Below are 19924 nucleotides of genomic sequence, written 5' to 3'. Positions count from 1 at the left end.
TCAGCCTTCCTGGAGAGTGGTCAGTCCGTGCTCGATGAAGACGGGGACGAGCTCCCCGATGCGGTCGAAGCCGCGTCCGACCGTCTGGCCCAGCGTGTACCGGTAGTGGATGCCCTCCAGGATCACGGCGAGCTTGAACCAGGCGAACGCCGTGTACCAGGAGACCGCCGAGACGTCCCGCCCCGAGCGGGTCGCGTAGCGCTCGATCAGCTCGGCCGGCGACGGGTGCCCGGGCGCCGACGCGGTCGTGGAGATGGGCGAGTTCGGGAGTTCCAGCGGCACGCTGTACATCACCAGCAGCCCGAGGTCGGTCAGCGGGTCGCCGAGCGTCGACATCTCCCAGTCGAGGATCGCCCGGATCGTGTCGCCGCTCCCGATCAGGACGTTGTCGAGCCGGTAGTCGCCGTGCACGACCGCCGGGGTGGGGGACTGCGGCAGCCCGCGGCCGAGCGCCGCGTGCAGCTCGTCGATCCCGGGCAGGTCACGGCTGCGGGAGGCGTCCAGCTGCTTGGCCCAGCGGCGCAGCTGCCGGTCGAGGAAGCCCTCGGGACGGCCGAAGTCGGCCAGGCCCACCGCCGCCGGGTCCACCGCGTGCAGCTCCACCAGCGTGTCCGCCAGCGAGAGCACCGCGTCCCGGGTGCGCCGCTCGCCGAGCGGGGCGAGCTCGGCGGCCGTGCGGTAGGGGGTGCCCTCGACGAACTCCATGACGTAGAAGGGCGCTCCGGGCGCCGCCCCGTTGTCGGGGTCCTCGCACAGCAGCACCGGGCGGGGCACCGGCACGCTGGTCGGGTGCAGGGCGCTGATCACCCGGTGCTCGCGCCGCATGTCGTGCGCGGTGGCGAGGACGTGACCGAGCGGGGGGCGCCGCACGACCCACTTCGCGGTGCCGTCGGAGACCGCGTAGGTGAGGTTCGACCGTCCGCCCTCGATCAGCCGGCCGGTGAGGGGGCCGTCGACCAGACCCGGACGCTCGCGCTCCAGCAGGGCGCGCAGCCGGTCGAGGTCGAGTCCGGGCGGGTGGTCGGGGCTCATGCGCGGCTCCTACGGACGGAACGGGGAATCAGCATGCGCACTATGATGCCGACCGGTCGGTATGCCGTCCAGTGGTCGCGCCCAACGTGATCGGAGCCACGATAGGACGACGGCTCCCCGGGCCGTGCCCGGGGAGCCGTCGTCAGGGTGTTTCCCGGCCGCCTCGGCGGTCGGCCGCGGGGCGCGCCGGCGGTCGCGTCCGGTGTGCCGGCGGGTGTCCGCCGGGTGCGTCAGTGGTCGTCCCAGTGGCCGTCGTGCTCGGCGTGCCGGTGCCCGTCGTGCAGGTAGTCCATGTGGTCGCCGTGCGCCACGCGCGCGTGCCCGCAGCCCTCGCCGTGCCGGTGCTCGTGCCCGGCGTGGGTCACGTGCCCGCCCGGCTCGCACTCGTCCCAGTGGCCGCCGTGCTCACGGTGCAGATGTCCGTCGTGGACGTAGTCGACGTGGTCGCCGTGCCGCACCTCGGTGTGCCCGCAGTCCGGGCCGTGCGCGTGGGTGTGGGCGGAGTGCTCGAGATGGAGGGTGGTCATGCTGCTCACCTTCGAAGCCGCGGGGTGATGACGTCGGACAGGCTGTCACGCAAACTCCGCATATCGGGTCATTCGGCTTGCGTGGCGTCCGGGTACCCCGGAGGGTCGGACCCATGAAGGCCATCAGCTACTCACGCTACGGCGGCGCCGAGACGCTCGCGTACGGAGACGTCCGCGAGCCCAAGATCGGCCCCGACTCGGTGCTGGTGAAGGTCCGGGCGGCGGCCGTGAACCCCGTCGACTGGAAGGCCCGCGAGGGATATCTGGACCCGATGATCGACGCCGTCTTCCCGGTGATTCCCGGCTGGGACGTCTCCGGGGTCGTCGTGCAGCTCGGGGTCTCCGTCGTGGAGTACGCGGTCGGCGACGAGGTCATCGGCTACGTCCGCGAGGACTTCCTCTCCCGCGGGACCTTCGCCGAGTACGTCGGCGCTCCCGTGCGCACCCTCGCCCGCAAGCCGCGCAACCTCACCTGGGAGGAGGCCGCGGGCCTGCCGCTGACCGGGCTCACCGCCTACCAGGTGCTGACCAAGGCCCTCGAGGTGAAGCGGGGCGAGACCGTTCTCGTGCACGCGGCCGCGGGCGGCGTCGGCTCCATCGCCGTACAGCTGGCCCGCCATCTGGGCGCCCGGGTGATCGGCACGGCGAGCGAGGCCAACCACGACTTCGTCCGCTCACTGGGCGGCGAGCCGGTGTCCTACGGCGAGGGACTGGCCGAACGGGTGCGCGGGCTGGCCCCCGAGGGCGTGGACGCGGCCTTCGACACCGTCGGCGGTGACACGCTGAAGATCTCCGCCAACCTGCTGGCCCCGGAAGGGCGCCTGGCGTCGGTCGCCGACGGGGACGTCGTCGGGTACGGCGGCCGGTACTTCTGGGTCCGGCCCGACGCCGACGACCTCACCCGGTTGTCGGAACTCGCCGAACAGGGCGTCGTCTCCGTGCACGTCTCCGAGACCTTCCCGCTGGAACGCGCCGCGGACGCCCACCGGCTGAACGAACAGGGCCGCACCCGGGGCAAGATCGTGGTCACGGTGGACTGGGCGGACGAGACCGACGGAGCCGACGGGGCCTAGGAAACCTGGCCCAGGAGGTCCAGACGGCCAGACGGCCAGACGGCCAGACGGCCAGAAGGCCAGAAGGCCCGGGAGGCCCGGGAGTCCGCGGAACGGTGACACCGGCCGGGTCCCGGCGCGCGCCCCTAGACCACCACCAGCGCCGCCGCGCACACCGCCGTCGCGACCGCGCACAGGACCGCCGCCGTCGCGTGCCGCGGGGTCAGGGCCGCCGGGACCCCCTGACCGGAGAGGGCGACGATCCGGCGGTGCGCGAGCAGCAGGAAGGCCAGCCACAGGCCGCAGCACAACGCGCCCGCGACGATCCCGGCCACCGACACCCCGCCGTGCAGCGCCGCCTTCGCGGCGAGCACGGCGGCCACGGTGCTCGCCAGCGTCGTACGCCGCCAGGCGAGCCGGGTCCGCTCCGGCTGGAGACCGGGGTCCCGCGCCGGCCCGACCGCTTCGCTCACCCCTCCCACCCCACCAGCACCACGACGGCCATCGCCAGCGCCACCACCGCGACCAGCACGCCCAGCAGCGCCGGGAAGCGCGAGGCGGGCAGGTCCTCGCCCCGGCGCATCGCCCGCTCGCAGCGCATCCAGTGATTGACCGCGCGCAGCGAGCACAGCACGCCCGCGGCCAGCAGCGCGAGGGCCAGTCCGACCCGCCAGCCCCAGCGCAGGTCCGGCAGGAACTGGTCCACCGCGAAACCGCCGCCGATCAGCGCGAGCGCGGTGCGCAGCCAGGCCAGGAACGTGCGCTCGTTCGCCAGCGAGAACCGGTAGTCGGGCGTGCGGCCCTCCTCCCGTACCTGCTCGGGAGCGAACCACAACCGGACGTTCCGTACGAACTCGATCACCCCGGGGACCCTACCCGGCTGCCGTCGGCCGCCGACCGCCGGATCCGCCCAGCTCAGCCGCTCGCGCGGTGCGCTTTCAGCCGTTCGTACGCCGCCAGGCCGTCCGGCACCCACTCCCAGTCGGAGAGCCGCCGTTCGACCTCCTCCTCGGGGAGGAAGTCGTGCCAGGCCACCTCCTCCACCTGCGGACGCACCGGCAGCTCGCAGCGGACCTCGTAGACGGCCGACCACCAGCTCCCCGCGGCCCCGCCGTCGTACAGGAACTTGAAGACGAACTCCGGGCGGGGCAGGCCGCTCACCCCCAGCTCCTCCTCGGCCTCGCGCAGCGCGGCGTCGTCGTAGCTCTCGCCCGCGCCGACCACCCCGCCGACGAACATGTCGTACAGCGAGGGGAAGACCAGCTTCGTCGGGGTCCGGCGGTGGACGAAGATCCGGCCCTCGGCGTCCCTGGCCCGGACGAAGACGCAGCGGTGCCGCAGGCCCTCGGCGTACGCCTGCCCGCGAGGGAACTGCCCGACCACCCGGTCGTGCTCGTCGACGATGTCGAGGATTTCGTCAGCAGCGCTCATGGCCCCATCCAAGCAGCACCGCCACCGGGGCCGGGGGCTACTGGGGCTGGAGGTCCGGGACCCGCTCCCGGGGCGCCGTGCCGCGCGGCATCGCGGGGTGCAGTCCGAGCAGCACGATGCCCACGATGACCGCCGCGAGCCCCGCCGCCTCCCAGGCCAGCGCGCCGGTGTCGGTGTGCAGCCGGTCGCCGAGGAAGCCGACCCCGCAGATGATCCCGGCCAGGGGCTGCGCCGCGGTGAGCGCGGGCAGCGACATCCGCAGCGGCGCCGTCTCGAACGCGCTCTGGACCAGCACCAGGCCCGTCACACCGAGGGCGAGCACCGCGTACGGCTGCCAGCCGGTCAGCAGCTCACCGAGGCCGCCCGCGGCGAAGCGCTGCCCGCTGACCCTGGTCAGCGCGTCCTGGACGCCGTACAGCAGGCCGGCCGCGAGGGACAGCAGCACCGGGCCGGAACTCAGCCGGGAACGTTTGGCGTACGTGGTCAGCAGCAGGGCGACGCCGACCATCACTCCGATGATCAGCCAGTGCCGCAGCGGATCCGTGACCGCCGTGCCACCGCGCGGCTCGCCCGCCACGATGAAGGTGGTCACCCCGCCCGCGAGCAGGAGCAGACCCGCCCAGCCCTGGCGGCCCAGCGGCTGCTTCGTCTGGTGCCGGGAGAGCGCGAGGGCGAACAGCAGATTGGTGGCGAGCAGCGGCTCCACCAGGGAGAGCTCGCCCTGGCCGAGCGCGACCGCGCCCAGCGCCATACCCGCCACCATCAGGCCGATGCCGCCCAGCCAGCGCGGCACCTTCATCAGGTCGAGCAGCAGCCGCGGGGAGAGGAAGTCGCCGAGCGGCGCCCGCTGCGCGGCGTTCTGCTGGAGCACGAACCCGAAGCCGAGGCAGCAGGCGGCACTCACGGCGAGAACCAGAACCAGAACCGACACGCTGCCTACCTCGATCATCCGGTCGGACCACGGACGGGATGCGTAGTGGCCGACTGTAGCGTCCCAGCGCCCTCGGCGCCTCGAGTACCCGGAACGGGGCGGCCGACTCGGCCGCGGCGCCCGGGAGCAGGGCCGGGGGTGCGGGGCGGCCCTACGGCCATGGTGTGGGCTCCGGACGGGCCGCGCCATGGCGTACGCCACACCGGCACGCCGGGACACCCGGCCACAGGGGGTCCCACCAGCGCCGTTCCGCCCCCGGATCAGCCGTCAGCCGACCCCCACCGGGCCTTCCCGGCGGCCCGGGCCGCCGCGCTCGGTCCGAGAGCCGGGTAAGAAGTGGTGACGGAAGTCTGACGGCCGCCCGGGATCCCTGGCCCCGACGGGTCCCCGAGTGCTCGAATGGAAGGGTGAACCCTGAACCACCCGAGCCGGCCGAGGCAGCCGGACCCCCCGAGCGGTCCGAGGCGGCCCGTCCGGCGGGGCCGCCCGCGGAACGCGGTGCACCCGTCGGCCGGCGGGTCTTCCTCGGCACGCTCGCCCTCGGCGCCCTGGGCGTCGTCGCGGCGCCCCCGCTCCAGCGCGGTATGGAGGCCTTCCTCGGCAGCGCCGCCGACAAGGACCCCACCGGCTTGACCGGTCTGCTCCCCAACGGCGGCGGCTTCCGCTACTACTCGGTGACGTCCTCGGTCCCGCACCGGAACGCCACGAACTACCGCCTGACCGTGGACGGCCTGGTGGACCGGCCCGCCGGCTACACCCTGGCCGACCTCAGGGCCCTGCCGCAGACCCGGATGGTCAGAGACGTCCAGTGCGTCACCGGCTGGCGGGTACCGGGCACGCCCTTCGAGGGCGTGCGGCTGTCCACCCTGCTCGACGCGGCGGGCGTCCGCGCCGAGGCCGGCGCGGTCCGCTTCACCTGCTTCGACGGCGCCTACAGCGAGAGCCTCACCCTCGCCCAGGCCCGCCGTGCCGACGTCCTGGTCGCCCTGCGGATGCAGGACAAGGACCTCGGCCACGACCACGGCGGCCCCGTCCGCCTCTATGTGGCGCCGATGTACTTCTACAAGTCCGCCAAGTGGCTGTCCGGCATCACCGTCACCGAGAAGGTGAAGCCCGGCTACTGGGAGGAGCGTGGCTACGACGTCGACGCCTGGGTCGGCCGCTCGAACGGACGGGACGATGAGCCTACGAGCTGAGGCGCCGCCGGCGACCGCGCGGATCCCCCGCTTCACCCCCGCCGAACGGTGGGTCCACCGCACCACGGCCCTGCTCATGGGCTTGTGCGTGGTGACGGCGGCGGTCCTGTACATCCCCGAGTTCGCGCAGCTCGTCGGCCGCCGCGAGCTGGTGGTCCGGGTCCACGAATGGGCCGGACTGGCCCTGCCCGTCCCGGTCCTGGCCGGTCTCGCCTCCCGGGCGTTCCGCGCCGACCTGCGCCACCTCAACCGCTTCGGCCCGCACGACCGGCGCTGGCTGGGGGCCGCCCTGCGCCGGGACAGGAGCCGGCGCTCGCGTCCGGCGGCCAAGTTCAACGCCGGGCAGAAGATCTACGCGGCCTGGATCGCCGGGGCGACCCTCGTGATGCTCGGCACCGGCCTGCTCATGTGGTTCACCCATCTCACCCCGATCATGTGGCGCACCAGCGCGACCTTCGTCCACGACTGGCTGGCGCTCACCGTCGGCGTCGTCCTGGCCGGCCACATCGGCATGGCGCTGGGCGACCCGGAAGCCCGCCGCGGGATGCGCACGGGCTCGGTGAGCCGCGAGTGGGCGGAACGCGAACACCGCCTCTGGCGGCCCTAGCGGGCGGCCGCGGCCCGGTCCGGCCGCGGCCGGACCGCTAGATGACCAGGGAGAGGAGCAGGACCAGGCCGCCCGCGACCACGGAGATGATGGTCTCCATGACCGACCAGGTCTTGATGTTCTGGCCCACACTGAGCCCGAAGTACTCCTTCACCAGCCAGAACCCCGCGTCGTTGACATGGCTGAAGAACAGCGAGCCGGCACCTATGGCCAGGACCAGCAGGGCGGTGTGGGTGGTCGACATGTCGGCCGCGAGGGGCGCCACCAGGCCGGCCGCCGAGATCGTCGCCACGGTCGCCGAACCGGTGGCCAGCCGGATGGTCACCGCGATCAGCCAGGCCAGCAGCAGCGCCGGGATCGACCAGTCCTCGGAGATGTCCAGGACCATCTGGCCCACGCCGCAGTCGATCAGCGTCTGCTTGAAGCCGCCGCCCGCGCCGACGATCAGCAGGATGCCCGCGATGGGGGCGAGCCCCTTCTCGACCAGCCCCGAGACCCGCTCCTTGGCGAACCCGGCGGGCCTCAGCAGCGTGAACATGCCCACGAGCACGGCGGTGAGCAGGGCGATCAGGGGCGAGCCGACGACGTCGAAGACGCGCTGCACGGTGTGCTCGGGGTCGTCCACCACGATGTCGACCAGCGCCTTGGACAGCATGAGCACGACGGGCAGCAGGATGGTGGCCAGCGTGGCGCCGAAGCCGGGCCGCTTCTCCAGGTCCTCGGAGGGCCGCTGCGGGATCATGCGGTCCGGGGCGGGGACGTCCACCCAGCGGGCCGCGACCCGGGAGAACAGCGGACCGGCGACGACGACCGTCGGGACGGCGATGAGCACGCCGAGCGCCAGCGTGACGCCCAGGTTGGCGCCGACCGCGTCGATCGCGACCAGCGGACCGGGGTGCGGCGGGACGAGACCGTGCATCACCGACAGACCGGCCAGCGCCGGGATGCCGATCCGCATGAGCGAGTAGTTGCCCCGCTTGGCGACCATCAGCACGACGGGGATCAACAGCACCACGCCGACCTCGAAGAACAACGGCAGACCGATGACGGAGGCGATCAGCACCATCGCCCACGGCATCGACCGGCCGCCTGCCTTCGCCAGGATCGTGTCCACGATCTGGTCGGCGCCGCCGGAGTCCGCGAGCATCTTGCCGAGGATCGCGCCCAGCGCGATCAGCACGCCCACCCCGGCGACGGTGGCGCCGAGCCCGGTGGTGAACGAGGCGATGGCCTTGTCGAGCGGCGCCCCGGCGAAGGCGCCCAGCGCCAGCGAGCCGATGGTCAGCGCCAGGAAGGCGTGCAGCTTGAACCGGGTGATGAGCACGACGATCACGGCGATGCCCGCCAGGACGGCGATGCCCAGCTGCGCGTGGCCGGCCGAGGTGATCGGCTCGACGGTGTCCGCTGCCAGTGTCTCGACACTGAGTCTGGTCACGGGTGATTCCTCTGTCAGGTAGGGGTGAGGACGGGGGACGGGGGACGGGGGAGGGATCCGGTACTGCTCGCAGGCTTGCGGAACTACTCGGCGGGCTGACCAAGCGCGTCGAGCGCGGTCACGGCCCGCCCGGCGATGGCCTCCGGGCTGCCCGAGACATCGACGACGTCTCCCGCCTCGTCCGCCTCGAGGGGCTGGAGCGTGGCGAACTGGGAGTCGAGCAGCGCGGTCGGCATGAAGTGGCCCTGCCGGTGCGCCATGCGGTCCTCGATCAGCGCGCGGTCGCCCGCGAGATGCACGAAGACGACCCCGGGGGCCGCCGCCCGCAGCCGGTCGCGGTACGACCGCTTCAGCGCCGAGCAGCTGACGACCCCGCCGAGACCGGCCCGCGCGTCCGCCCAGCCGCCGATGGCGTCGAGCCACGGCCACCGGTCGTCGTCGTCGAGCGGGACGCCGGCCGACATCTTGTCGATGTTGGCCTGCGGGTGGAAGTCGTCGCCCTCGGCGTACGGAACGCCCAGCCGGGCGGCGAGCAGGGGACCGATGGTGGTCTTGCCCGTGCCGGCGACGCCCATGACCACGACGACGTGGGGGGTACGCATCTCTGCCTCGCTGTCTGCCGTTACGTCCGGCGCCGACGGGCGCCGACGACACTGAAACCGATTAGGTACGACGAATTCAAGAGTGTGTGACAAATAAGTCTGACTTTTTGGCTGTGTGATCCACCCCGTACTCTGAGTGCATGACCACTCCGGGCCGGGGTCTGCACGGCCAAGTACTGGACGCCCTCGGCCCCGCCATCACCGCGGGTGAGTACCCGCCGGGCAGTGTTCTGCGCACCGACGAACTGGCCCAGCGCTTCGACGTCTCCCGCTCGGTCATGCGCGAGGCCGTCCGCGTCCTGGAGTCCATGCACCTGGTCGAGTCCCGCCGCCGGGTGGGCGTGACGGTCCGGCCCAAAGCCGAGTGGAACGTCTACGACCCGCAGGTGATCCGCTGGCGGCTGGCCGGCGCCGACCGCCCGCACCAGCTGCGCTCGCTCACCGTCCTGCGCTCGGCGATCGAGCCCGTGGCGGCGGGCCTGGCGGCGAGACACGCCACGGCGGAGCAGTGCGCCGAACTCACGGAGTGCGCCCTCGGCATGGTGGCCAACTCACGTGGCCACCGGCTGGAGAAGTACCTCGTCCACGACGTCGCCTTCCACCGGGTGATCCTCGCCGCCTCGGGCAACGAGATGTTCGCCCGCCTCGGCGACGTCGTCGCGGAGGTCCTCGCGGGCCGCACCCACCACGAGGTCATGTTCGAGGACCCCCTCCCGGCCGCCGTCACCCTCCACGTCCAGGTCGCGGAGGCGGTCCGCGAGCGCGACGCGGCCCGCGCGGAACGACTGACCCGGGAGATCACCATCGGCGCCCTCCAGGAACTGGACATCCTGGCGCCGTAGCCGGTTACCCGGAGGTCTCAGGGAACTCCCCGTCCACGTACACCCAGGCACCGGCGACCCGCTCGAACCGGCTGCGCTCGTGCAGCGCGCCACCCCGGTAGGAAGCCCGGAACTCCACGGTCCCGCTCGTGTGGAAGGCGCTGCCGTCCGCCGCCGCGAGGATCTCCAGACCCGTCCACCGCATCCCCGGATCGAGCTCGAGCCGCTCCGGCCGCGTCCGCGGATGCCACGTCCGCAGCAGATACCCCGCATCACCCCGCACGAAGGCGCTGTACCGCGACCGCATCAGCGCCTCGGCGGTCGGCGCGGAGTCACCACCGCCGTGAAAACGCCCACAGCACGCCTCGTAGGCCGCGGGCAGCCCACAGGGGCACGTCCCTCCGGCTGTCGACACGGAACCGGAGCGGCCGGAGCTGACAGGGCGAGCGGAACGGGCGGTACGTCGGGCCATGGCCCCCATTGTGCCCGCCTCGCCGATCACCCCCGGCCCGCAGGCCGAGGACCGTGCGGCATCCCCGCGATCGCGCGGAGCGCTACGCCGACTCGGCGCCCCGCCCCACCGACGGCACCGGCAGCGGCGGCAGCGCCGTGCCGTACACCCACGCTTCGAACAGCTCGTCCAGCGGCTCCGGCGCGAACCGGGCCACGTGCGCGGTGAGCGTCGACGTCGTCACCGACCCGCCCCGGTGCAGCCCGAGCCAGGCGCGCAGCATCCGGAAGAACGTCTCGTCGCCGAGCGCGCAGCGCAGCGCGTGCACGGTCAGCCCGCCGCGCTCGTAGAGCCGGTCGTCGAACATCGACTTGCGGCCGGGGTCGGCCAGGCGCAGGTCCTGCGGCAGCGAGGACAGCGACCGGTGCGCGACCGCCGCGAGCTGCTGCGCGCTGCGCCCGCCCGACCGCTCCGACCACAGCCACTCCGCGTACTTCGCGAACCCCTCGTTCAGCCAGATGTGCCGCCAGTCGGCGATGGACACACTGTTGCCGAACCACTGGTGCGCCAGCTCGTGCGCCACCAGCCGCTCCGAACCCCGCGCGCCGTCCACGTGGTTGGCACCGAACAACGACAACCCCTGGGCCTCGACGGGGACATCGAGCTCCTCCTCCGTCACCACCACCGCGTACTCGTCGAACGGGTAGGGCCCGAAGAGCTGTTGGAACAGGTGCATCATCCCGGGCTGCCGCGCGAAGTCCCGCGAGAACTCCGCGAGCAGCTCCGCCGGGATGTGCCCGTGCTGGGGGACGCCCCCGAGCCCCGGGTCGCCCAGCAGCACGGTCTGGTACTTCCCGATGGCCAGACCGACCAGATAGCTGGACGTCGGCGCCGACTGCTCGTACACCCACGTCGTCGTCGAGGCCTTCGTCGTCCGCGTCAGCAGCCGGCCCCCCGCCACCACCGAGTACGCCGACGGTGTCGTCACCGATATCAGGTACGACGCCTTGTCCGCGGGCCGGTCGTTGCACGGGTACCAGGAGGGCGCCCCGACGGGCTGGCTCGCCACCAGCGCCCCGTCGTCCAGCTCCTCCCAGCCGATCCCGCCCCAGGGGCTCTGCACCGGCTTGGGATTGCCCGACCAGTGCACCTCGACGGTGAAGGCGGCCCCGGCGCGCAGCGGCTTCGTGGGCCGCACGCGCAGCCGCCCGCCGCGATGGGTGTAGTGCGCCGGCCGGCCGTCCACCCGGACCCGGCCGATCTTGAAGTCGGCCAGGTTCAACTGGAATTCGGGCAGCGCCGTGCGCCCCGCGATGGCGTTGATCCGCGCCGCGCCCGACAGCCGGTTCGGACCGGGCCGGTAGTCCAGGGTGAGCTCGTAGCGGTGCACCCGGTAACGGGAATCACCGTTCGCCGGGAAGTACGGATCCGGACCGACCGCCTGCTGAACTGCCACTTCCCCGTCCGCTCCCTGACCTGTGCTCGAACCACCCGCCGCCGGTGCACCGCCCATCGACTCCGGGTAGCCCCTTCTCAGGGACGCCATGCCTCGATCGGATTGCCGAGCCAGCGGGTGTCGTCCGGGACGGACTCCGCGGCCATGACGAGCGACGCGGGACCCAGCGTCGTCCGGGCCCCGATCGTGCTGCCGGGCAGCACGATCCCGCCAGGGCCCAGCGTGGCACCCTCACGGAGGACCACAGTATCCGTCCGCAAGATCCGGTCGTGGAAGAGGTGAGTCTGGAGCACGCACCCGCGGTTGACCGTCACCCCGTCCTCGAGCGTGACCAGATCCGACTCGGGCAGCCAGTAGCTCTCCACCCACGTGCCCCTGCCGATCCGCGCGCCGAGCCCGCGCAGCCACGCCGTCATCACCGGCGTGCCCGGTACGGCGCCCGCCAGCCACGGCACCGCCACGACCTCCACGAACGTGTCCGCCAGCTCGTTGCGCCACACGAAGCCGGACCACAGCGGATGCTCACCGCTGCGATGCCGTCCGACGAGCAGCCACTTGGCGACGATCGAGACGACCGCCGCCGCACCGCCCGCCCCGAGCAGCACGAGCCCGGACAGCAGCGGCGCCCGGCCGCCCAGCGCGCACAGCGCCGCCACCGTCAGCACGGCCAGCCCCGCCGAGCAGAACACCGGCACGATCCGGCACAGCTCCACCAGGGCACGCGCCCACAGCAGCCGCGCGGGCGGCTCGTACGTCCGGCTCTGGTCACCGCCGGTCGTGTTCCGCGGCAGCTTCACCGGCGGCAGCCCCAGGTACGAACTGCCCTTCTTCGCCTTCTTCGGCGTCGCCGACAGCACACCCACCAGGCCGCCGTCCGGCACGCTCCGCCCCGGCGCGGTCATCCCCGAGTTGCCGAGGAACGCCCGCCGGCCGATCTCCGCCCGCCCGATCCGCATCCAGCCGCCGCCGAGCTCGTACGGCGCGGTCAGCGTGTCGTCGGCCAGGAACGCGCCCTCACCGACCGTGGTCAGGCTGGGCAGCGCGAGGACGGTCGACACCTCGGCGCCCTTGCCGACCCGCATCCCGAGCAGCCGCAGCCACACCGGCGTGACCAGCCCCGCGTACAGCGGGAAGAGCGTCTCGCGCGAGTGGTCCATGAGCTGGGTGACGGTCCAGGCCTGCCAGCCGATCCTGCTGTGCGTGGGATGCGTGCCCTCGCGCAGCCCGACGCTCAGCAGCCGAACGGCCACCAGCAGCAGCACGGCGTACGCCAGACCGAAGGAGAGCGTGGCCGGGACCAGGGCGAACGCGGCGCCCCGCAGGGCCGCACCGAGCCCGCCGCCCGGGGTCATGAAGCGGCTCGCCACCAGCAGGGCCGCCCCGGCCGCCAGCACCGGCAGCGAGGTGAGCGCGACACCGGACAGGCCGTACAGCACCCGCCAGGACGCGCCCCGGGACGGCCGCTCCTTGGGCCAGTTGCGCTTGGCCTTGCCGAGCTTGACCGCGGGAGCGCCCGCCCACCGCTGACCGGTGGGGATCTGACCGGTGACGGCCGAACCCGGCGCCACCTCGGCCCGCTTGCCGACCCGGGAACCCGGGAAGAGCATGCTGCGCGTGCCGACGACGGCGTGCGCGCCCACCCTGACCGTGCCGATCTCCAGCCGGTCGCCGTCCAGCCACCAGCCGGACAGGTCGACCTCGGACTCCACGGCCGCGCCCCGGCCCAGCTTCAGCATGCCGGTCACCGGCGGAAGCGAGTGCAGGTCCACGTCCGGCCCGACCTTGGCCCCGAGGGCCCGCGCGTAACGCTCAAGCCAGGACCCGGTCAGCGAGGTCGCCCCGCTGAACTCGGCCAGCCGCTCCGCGGTCCACAGCCGCAGATGGACGCCGCCACCACGCGGGTAGCGGCCCGGCCGCACGCCGCGCAGCAGCAACCGCGCCCCGCCCGCCGCGATCGCGAGCCGTCCGGGCGGGCTGAACAGCAGCAGGGCCGCGGAGACGACCAGCCACCACGGGGCGGTCGGCAGCCAGGCGTACCCGGGCAGCAGGTTGCCGGCGGCGACCAGCGGCACCGTCCAGCGCAGCCCCAGCAGCGTGAACAGCGGGAGGAGCAGCAGCGTCTGGATCACCTTGGCGCGGCCGGGCACCGGAGCGACCGCGCGGGTCGCCCCGTCGTCCTGCGCCGACCTCTCCAGGTGCCGGGCCAGCTTGCGCAGGGTGGGCTGCTGGTAGATGTCGAGGACGGCGGCGCTGGGGTACCGGGTGCGCAGCCGTGTCGTCAGCTGGGCGGCGGCGAGACTGCTGCCGCCGATCGCGAAGAAGTCGTCCCGGGCACCGCTCACGGGGATGCCGAGCACCTCGGTCCACTGCTCCGCCAGCCAGGCCTCGGTGCCGTAGAGCTGCTCCGCCGGGCCGCCCGTCTCCAGGCCCGCCAGGGGCCACGGCAGGGCGTTGCGGTCGACCTTGCCCGAGGTGCGGGTCGGCAGATCCTCCACCGGCGCGAGCAGCGGCACCAGGGCGGCGGGCAACTCGGCGCGCAGCCGCCGCACGGCCGCCGCCTGGTCCCAGCCGTCCTGCGTCACCACGTATCCGACCAGCAACTGGTTGCCGCCGCGCGCGGTCCGCACGGCGGCGGCCGCCCCCGCGACCCCCGGCAGGGCCTGGAGCGCCGCGTCCACCTCGCCCAGCTCGATCCGCCGTCCGCCGAGCTTGATCTGCTCGTCGGCCCGGCCGAGGAAGACGAGCCCCTCGGCGTCGGCGCGCACCAGGTCGCCGCTGCGGTACGCCCGCTCCCAGCCCAGCGACTCCAGCGGCGCGTACTTCTCCGCGTCCTTCTCGGCGTCGAGATAGCGGGCGAGCCCGACCCCGCCGATGACCAGCTGCCCGCTGGCGCCCAGCGGCACGGGCTCCCCGGCCTCGTCCACGACGGCCAGCTCCCAGCCCTTGAGCGGGAGCCCGATCCGGATCGGCTCCTCGCCGCTCATCAGGGAGGCGCAGGCCACGACGGTGGCCTCGGTCGGTCCGTAGGTGTTCCAGACCTCCCGTCCCTCCGTCACCAGCCGCTGCACCAGCTCGGGCGGGCAGGCCTCACCGCCGAAGATCAGCAGCCGTACGTCGTTGAGGGTCTCGGGCTCCCACAGGGCGGCCAGCGTCGGCACCGTGGAGACCACCGTGATCTCCTGCTCGACCAGCCAGGGCCCCAGATCGGCGCCGCTGCGGACCTGGGAGCGGGGCACGGGCACCAGACAGGCCCCGTAGCGCCAGGCCAGCCACATCTCCTCGCAGGAGGCGTCGAAGGCCACGGAGAGCCCGGCCATGACCCGGTCGCCCGGGCCGATCGGCTCCTCGGTGAGGAACAGTTCGGCCTCGGCGTCCACGAAGGCGGTGGCGCTGCGGTGGCTGACGGCGACGCCCTTGGGCTTACCGGTGGAGCCGGAGGTGAAGATGATCCAGGCGTCGTGCTCGGTGCCGGGCCGGGCGGCGGCCGCAGCGGGTGTGCCGTGGACGGTGATCTCGTGCGCGGCGCCGACGACGGCCCGCACGTCCGCCTCCCCGAAGACCAGCTCGGCCCGCTCGTCGGGGTCCTCGGCGTCCACGGGGACGTAGGCCGCGCCGGCGGCGAGGACCGCGAGGATCGCCACGTAGAGGTCGTTGGTGCCGGACTGCACCCGGACGCCCACCCGGTCGCCGAGTCCGACCCCGGCGGCGGAGAGCCGGCGCCGGAGGTTCTCCACCTCGACGGCGAGGGCGCGGTAGGTGAGGGGGGTGCCGCCGTCGTCGAGGGCGAGCTCGTCCGGGAACGACCGCACGGACGCGTCGAAGAGGTCGACGAGGGTGCGGGGGGAGGCGGCGGGGCCGCCGGAGAAGCGGGCGGTGTCGCCGAGTCGTGCGCGGATCTCTCCGTCGAGCAGGCCGAGAGCGCTGCTCTCGTGGATGGCTGCCATCGGTCCTCGCGTCTCGATCCCGGAAGCCTCCGGGGCGCCGGCGGGCCCGCAGGTCTGCCTGGGGTTGTCCGGTCCAGCTCCGTAACAAGCCGGAAATTTTAGTACGACGCTAGGGTCGCCGCGGTGGCCAGGCCACTCGGGGAGGCCGTCCGGGGGGTCGGGGAAGATCATCGACGGCGCTCTGACCTGGTGGCTTGGTGCCACGGCGAGACTTGCCCCACATCGGAGGGAAGGACGCCTTCGTCGACGTGATGTCCCGGTTTGAGATGTGCGCGCCAAAGGCGGGAGCGGAGCGGGATGCGGTGGGGCGGGGCGGAGCGGGGTGGGGCGGGGTGGGGCGGGGGTGAACGGCGGGCCAACGAGGAGCGACCTGGCGCGCGCCTCCGACAGTCGTATGGTTCGTGGTGATTTATGGTGAATCGACGAGCATGCCCCTACCGGAGGTGCCATGACGCGCGCCGTGGCGGCGATCGGCTCTCTGGCGGTCGGCGTGGCGCTCATCGCCGCGACATCGGCTTGTGACCAGGGCGGGTCGAAGTCGCCGAACGTCCACTACGGCGACTGCCCGATCTCGGGACATTACGGGGAGTTCCACCTGTCGCCGGAGACGGCGGGCGCCCTCACCGTCAAGACGACCCTGCCCGCGCCCGGCTGGTGGAACGGCGACACGCCGGACTCCATCAAGAGCGGCTACGAGTACTGCATGGCCGCCAACATCGCCTACCGATCAGGACTCGACCGGGTGAAGGTCGAGAACGCCCCCTTCCCGGAGATCGTGTCCGGCCGGACCAAGGACTTCGACCTGGCCCTGGCACAGATCACGATCACCCCGGAACGGAGCAAGGTGGCCGCCTTCTCCCCTCCCTATCTCTCCTCGACCCTGGGGGTGCTGATCCGGGACGACGAGAAGATCGGCGAAGCCGACATCCGCGACGTCCGCATCGGGGTGGCCGAGGGTACGACGGGCGAGGAGTTCGTCGAGAAGCGCCTGCGGCCGACCAAGCCCGTCACCGCCTTCCCCAACGACCCGGAGATGGTCACGGCGCTGGAGGAGGGGCGCATCGACGCGGTCGTCCACGACACGACGATCCTGCTGGCGTACCCGCAGAAGCGGGAGGGCAAGGTGCGCCTCGTGGGCCAGTACCGGACCGACCAGGGTTACGGCGCCCTCTACCCGAAGGCGTCACCCGACAAGGGCGAGCTGGACCGGATCATCAGGCAGCTGATCGACGACGGGACGCTCACCAAGCTGTCGGCCGTCTATCTCGGGGCCGCATTCGGCCAGGACCCGGCCAAGATCCCGTACTTCACGGTCGACGACGGCTCCTGACCGCGCGGGCACGCAGCCGGGACCTGCCCGGCGCGGATGGGACGGTCGGGGCGGCCGGGGCGGATGGGACGGTCGGGGCGGAGGGAGCGGTCGGGAACGCGCCGGGCGCCGTGTGCCCGCCTCCGAGCGGCGGTCCGGTTTCCGGCCCGCGTCACAGGTCCGCCATCAGAAGCCCTTCCAGGTCCCCGGCGCCTCCGGCGTCCAGTGCCTGCTCGGCCCAGATGATCTTGCCCCGGTCGGTGTACCGGGTCCCCCAGCGGCGGGACATCTGCGCGACGAGGAACAGGCCGCGACCCCCCTCGTCGGTGAAGGCCGCGCGGCGCAGGTGCGGGGAGGTGCTGGTGCCGTCGGCGACCTCGCAGATCAGACTGTCGCGGTCGCGCAGCAGCCGCAGGCTGATGGGGCTCGCTCCGTACCGGATGGCGTTCGTCACCAGCTCGCTGAGGATGAGCTCGGTGGTGAAGGCGGCCTCGCCGAGCCCCCAGGACTCCAGCTTGCGGGTGGCCTCGGCGCGGATCCGGGAGACGGCCGCGGGATCGTCGGGCACCTCCCACTCCTGGACCTGATCCGGGTCGAGCAGCCGGGTGCGGGCGACGAGCAGCGCGACATCGTCGCTCGACCTGGTGCGCAGCATCGCGTCGAGCACCGCCCGGCAGGTGTCGTCGGGGCTGGTGCCGTCCGTATGGGCGAGCGCCTGCCTCAGCATGCCGAGCCCGGTGTCGAGGTCACGGCCGCGGGACTCGACCAGGCCGTCGGTGTAGAGCACCAGCCGGCTGTCGGCCGCCAGCCGGAGCACGGCCGTCTCGACCGGCAGACCTCCTCCCACGCCGAGGGGCGGGGCGACGGGGATGTCGGGGAAGGTCACCGAGCCGTCGGGCGAGACCAGCGCCGGACCGGGATGGCCGGCCCGGGCGAGAACGCACCGCCCGGAGACCGGATCGTAGACCGCGTACAGACAGGTGGCGCCGGTGACGGCCTCGGTGTTCCCCTCGGCCGCCGCGTCCTGGTCGATCCGGGTGATCAGGTCGTCCAGGTGCGCGAGAAGCTCGTCCGGAGGCAGGTCCAGGGCGGCGAAGTTGTGCACCGCGGTCCTCAGACGGCCCATCGTCGCGGCGGCGTGCAGACCGTGTCCGACGACGTCGCCGACCACCAGGGCCACCCGGGCCCCCGGCAGCGGGATGACGTCGTACCAGTCGCCGCCGACCCCCGCCTGGGCCGGCAGGTACCGGTGCCCGACCTCCAGGGCGGACAGCTCCGGGAGCGCGCCGGGCAGCAGGCTGCGCTGGAGGGTGACGGCCGTGGTGTGCTCGCGGGTGTAGCGCCGCGCGTTGTCGATGCACACGGCCGCCCGGGCGGCGAGTTCCTCGGCGGGGGACAGGTCGTCCGGCTCGAACGGCTCCTGCTCCGAACGCCAGAACTCCACGACGCCCAGCAGTTGGCCCCGGGCCCGCAGCGGCACCGAGATCATGGAGTGGATACCGAATTCGATGACCCTCCGGGCCCGCTCCGGGTTCTGGACCCGCCATCCGTCGGCCAGCGCGAGGTCCGCCACCAGGACCGGCCGGCCGGTGGTCATGCCGACGGCCACGGGGTTGTCGGGCGCGTACTGCATACGCCTCCCGACGGGATAGAGGGGCACGTCGTCCCGGATGCCCTCGGCCGCGATCCGGCGCATCCGGCGCATCTCCGTGCTCACCCCCGTCGGCTCGCCCCCCTGAAGCACCGGCTCCAGCAGTTCGACGGTGGCGAAGTCGGCGAAGCGCGGGACCGCCACCTCGGTCAGTTCCTCGGCGGTGCGCTTCATGTCGAGGGTGGTGCCGATCCGCGTGCTGGCCTCGTAGAGCAGCTGGAGGCGCCCGCCCGCCACGTCCGCCCGGCCCGCGAGGGCGCGCAGCTCCGTGGTGTCCCGCAGAGTGGCCACGCTGCCCCCCTGCGGGCCGACCACCGGCCGCACGTTGACCGCGAGCAGCAGGGCACCGGCCAGGAAGACCTTGTCCGTGGCCGCCCGGCTCGAGGCCAGCAGTGCGGCCAGGGCCGGGTTCAGCCCGAGTTCGGTGACCGGCCTGCCCTCGGCCTCGGGCGGCAGGGCGAGCAGCCGGCGCGCCTCGTCGTTGACCAGCAGCAGCCTTCCCTCGCCGTCCAGAATGATCACGCCTTCGCGGACCGCGTGCAGCACCGCGTCGTGATGCTCGTACATGCGGGTCATCTCCACCGGCCCCAAGCCCCGGGTCTGCCGCCGCAGACGCCCGCTGACCAGTGCCGAACCGCCCGCGGCCAGCAGCAGGGCGACACCGCCGGCGGCGAAGATCACCGGCAGCTGGTCCTGCACCGCGCCGGTCACCTTGTCCACCGTGACGCCCACCGTGACGAGGCCGACCGCGGTCCCCTTCTCGTCGAAGACGGCCACCGTCGAGTCGACCGCCTTGCCCAGACTGCTGTCGAACGTGGTCTGGTGGGGCTCGCCTTCGAGGGCCTGACCGTAGGAGGTGGAGACGTGCTTGCCGATCTGGTCCGGGTCCGGGTGCGTCCACCGGAAGCCGTACGGGCTCAGCGCCACGACGTAGTCGACGCCGGTCCGCTTGCGCACCGCCTCGGCGTGCGGCTGGAGTGCCGCCGTCGGGTCATTGCTCTGCATCGCCTCCGCGGTGCCCGGGGCGTTCGCGAACGACTCGGCCGCCACCAGTGACCGGTCGCCGGCTTCGTCGATCGCGCGGTTGCGGTCCTGGAGCACGAGCACCACCAGGGCCGTGGCGATGAGCAGGAGGACGACCACCAGCTGGAGCAGGAATACCTGGCCGGCGACGCTGCGCGGCTTCCGCAGCGACAGCAGTCGTCGGCCGACCGAAGGGTGACGGGCCTGCGGGTCGGACTCCGGCGGTCCGCCCTCGGGTGGCACGCGGTCGGCCCGTCGGCCCGCTGGGGCGTATTGCCCGAGATTGCCCATTTCCCCAGTATCAGTGACCGGCCCGGAGGGCGCGGCCCAGGACGGGCCCGGACCTGACCGCCGTCGGGTCGGCGCCGCAGCGAGCGGGCGGAGGAGGAGCGGGCGGCGGGGGAGCGGGCGGAGGAGGGGCGGGGAAGTCGAAGACTCCGGGAACGACGAATGCCG

The 19924-nt window shown here is 73.1% G+C and carries 17 protein-coding genes; 5 read left to right on the top strand and 12 right to left on the bottom strand.

The window, feature by feature from the left end; genetic code table 11:
* Window positions 1–1032, bottom strand: coding sequence for a phosphotransferase family protein (locus AOQ37_RS24960; protein WP_062647039.1), 1032 nt, complete (start codon window positions 1030–1032; stop codon window positions 1–3).
* A 230-nt stretch (window positions 1033–1262) separates the two neighbouring features.
* A complete protein-coding gene (locus tag AOQ37_RS24955; protein WP_062647037.1) occupies window positions 1263–1559 on the bottom strand; it encodes a hypothetical protein in 297 nt (98 codons plus the stop codon).
* 113 nt (window positions 1560–1672) lie between these two features.
* Between AOQ37_RS24955 and AOQ37_RS24950 the strand changes: the two genes are divergently transcribed.
* Window positions 1673–2632 (top strand): NADP-dependent oxidoreductase, encoded by a 960-nt coding sequence (locus AOQ37_RS24950; RefSeq protein ID WP_062647035.1) that lies wholly within the window; start codon window positions 1673–1675, stop codon window positions 2630–2632.
* A 125-nt stretch (window positions 2633–2757) separates the two neighbouring features.
* On the opposite strand, the gene AOQ37_RS24945 is transcribed toward AOQ37_RS24950, so the two are convergent.
* From AOQ37_RS24945 to AOQ37_RS24930, 4 genes are read right to left on the bottom strand one after another with little or no spacing between them, the layout of a single operon-like run.
* Window positions 2758–3084, bottom strand: coding sequence for a DUF202 domain-containing protein (locus AOQ37_RS24945; protein WP_062647034.1), 327 nt, complete (start codon window positions 3082–3084; stop codon window positions 2758–2760).
* Window positions 3081–3473, bottom strand: coding sequence for a YidH family protein (locus AOQ37_RS24940; protein WP_020128261.1), 393 nt, complete (start codon window positions 3471–3473; stop codon window positions 3081–3083). The genes AOQ37_RS24945 and AOQ37_RS24940 overlap by 4 nt, the downstream gene beginning before the upstream one ends.
* A gap of 53 nt (window positions 3474–3526) precedes the next feature.
* The gene (locus AOQ37_RS24935) at window positions 3527–4042 is read right to left on the bottom strand and encodes an NUDIX hydrolase (RefSeq protein ID WP_062647032.1); all 516 of its coding nucleotides are present in this window, start codon (window positions 4040–4042) and stop codon (window positions 3527–3529) included.
* A gap of 37 nt (window positions 4043–4079) precedes the next feature.
* Window positions 4080–4973 (bottom strand): DMT family transporter, encoded by an 894-nt coding sequence (locus AOQ37_RS24930; RefSeq protein WP_062647237.1) that lies wholly within the window; start codon window positions 4971–4973, stop codon window positions 4080–4082.
* A gap of 407 nt (window positions 4974–5380) precedes the next feature.
* On the opposite strand from AOQ37_RS24930, the gene AOQ37_RS24925 reads away from it, so the two are divergent.
* Entirely contained in the window at window positions 5381–6169 is a 789-nt protein-coding gene (locus AOQ37_RS24925; RefSeq protein ID WP_062647030.1) for a molybdopterin-dependent oxidoreductase, read from the top strand.
* Complete coding sequence (locus tag AOQ37_RS24920) at window positions 6153–6776, top strand: cytochrome b/b6 domain-containing protein (protein ID WP_062647028.1); 624 nt, start codon at window positions 6153–6155, stop codon at window positions 6774–6776. The genes AOQ37_RS24925 and AOQ37_RS24920 overlap by 17 nt, the downstream gene beginning before the upstream one ends.
* Before the next feature lie 37 nt (window positions 6777–6813).
* Here the strand turns inward: AOQ37_RS24920 and AOQ37_RS24915 are convergent, their stop codons facing one another.
* Window positions 6814–8211 carry a GntP family permease gene (locus tag AOQ37_RS24915; protein WP_062647026.1) on the bottom strand — a complete coding sequence of 466 codons (1398 nt, stop codon included), beginning with the start codon at window positions 8209–8211 and terminating at the stop codon, window positions 6814–6816.
* Window positions 8212–8294: 83 nt separating this feature from the next.
* Window positions 8295–8813, bottom strand: coding sequence for a gluconokinase (locus AOQ37_RS24910; protein ID WP_062647025.1), 519 nt, complete (start codon window positions 8811–8813; stop codon window positions 8295–8297).
* Between the two features lie 140 nt (window positions 8814–8953).
* Here AOQ37_RS24910 and AOQ37_RS24905 point away from each other — a divergent pair, with 140 nt between their 5' ends.
* A complete protein-coding gene (locus tag AOQ37_RS24905; protein WP_062647023.1) occupies window positions 8954–9655 on the top strand; it encodes a FadR/GntR family transcriptional regulator in 702 nt (233 codons plus the stop codon).
* 4 nt (window positions 9656–9659) lie between these two features.
* Here the strand turns inward: AOQ37_RS24905 and AOQ37_RS24900 are convergent, their stop codons facing one another.
* From AOQ37_RS24900 to AOQ37_RS24890, 3 genes are all read right to left on the bottom strand, one after another.
* Entirely contained in the window at window positions 9660–10106 is a 447-nt protein-coding gene (locus AOQ37_RS24900) for a YchJ family protein (protein ID WP_159401368.1), read from the bottom strand.
* An 82-nt stretch (window positions 10107–10188) separates the two neighbouring features.
* Window positions 10189–11541, bottom strand: coding sequence for a M1 family metallopeptidase (locus AOQ37_RS24895; RefSeq protein ID WP_062647019.1), 1353 nt, complete (start codon window positions 11539–11541; stop codon window positions 10189–10191).
* 77 nt (window positions 11542–11618) lie between these two features.
* Window positions 11619–15485: a Pls/PosA family non-ribosomal peptide synthetase gene (locus AOQ37_RS24890; RefSeq protein WP_062647018.1), complete on the bottom strand. Its 3867-nt coding sequence runs from the start codon at window positions 15483–15485 to the stop codon at window positions 11619–11621.
* 448 nt (window positions 15486–15933) lie between these two features.
* Here AOQ37_RS24890 and AOQ37_RS24885 point away from each other — a divergent pair, with 448 nt between their 5' ends.
* Window positions 15934–16815, top strand: coding sequence for an ABC transporter substrate-binding protein (locus AOQ37_RS24885; protein WP_062647016.1), 882 nt, complete (start codon window positions 15934–15936; stop codon window positions 16813–16815).
* Between the two features lie 151 nt (window positions 16816–16966).
* Here the strand turns inward: AOQ37_RS24885 and AOQ37_RS24880 are convergent, their stop codons facing one another.
* Window positions 16967–19759, bottom strand: a complete 2793-nt coding sequence (locus AOQ37_RS24880) for a SpoIIE family protein phosphatase (protein WP_234436994.1) — start codon at window positions 19757–19759, stop codon at window positions 16967–16969.
* Window positions 19760–19924 lie beyond the last annotated feature (165 nt).

It is taken from the genome of Streptomyces maremycinicus (assembly GCF_001184025.1).
GTDB classification, from domain to species: Bacteria; Actinomycetota; Actinomycetes; order Streptomycetales; family Streptomycetaceae; genus Streptomyces; species Streptomyces maremycinicus.
Note: the sequence above shows the minus strand (reverse complement) of the source record. Positions and strands in the feature narration are given on the sequence as shown.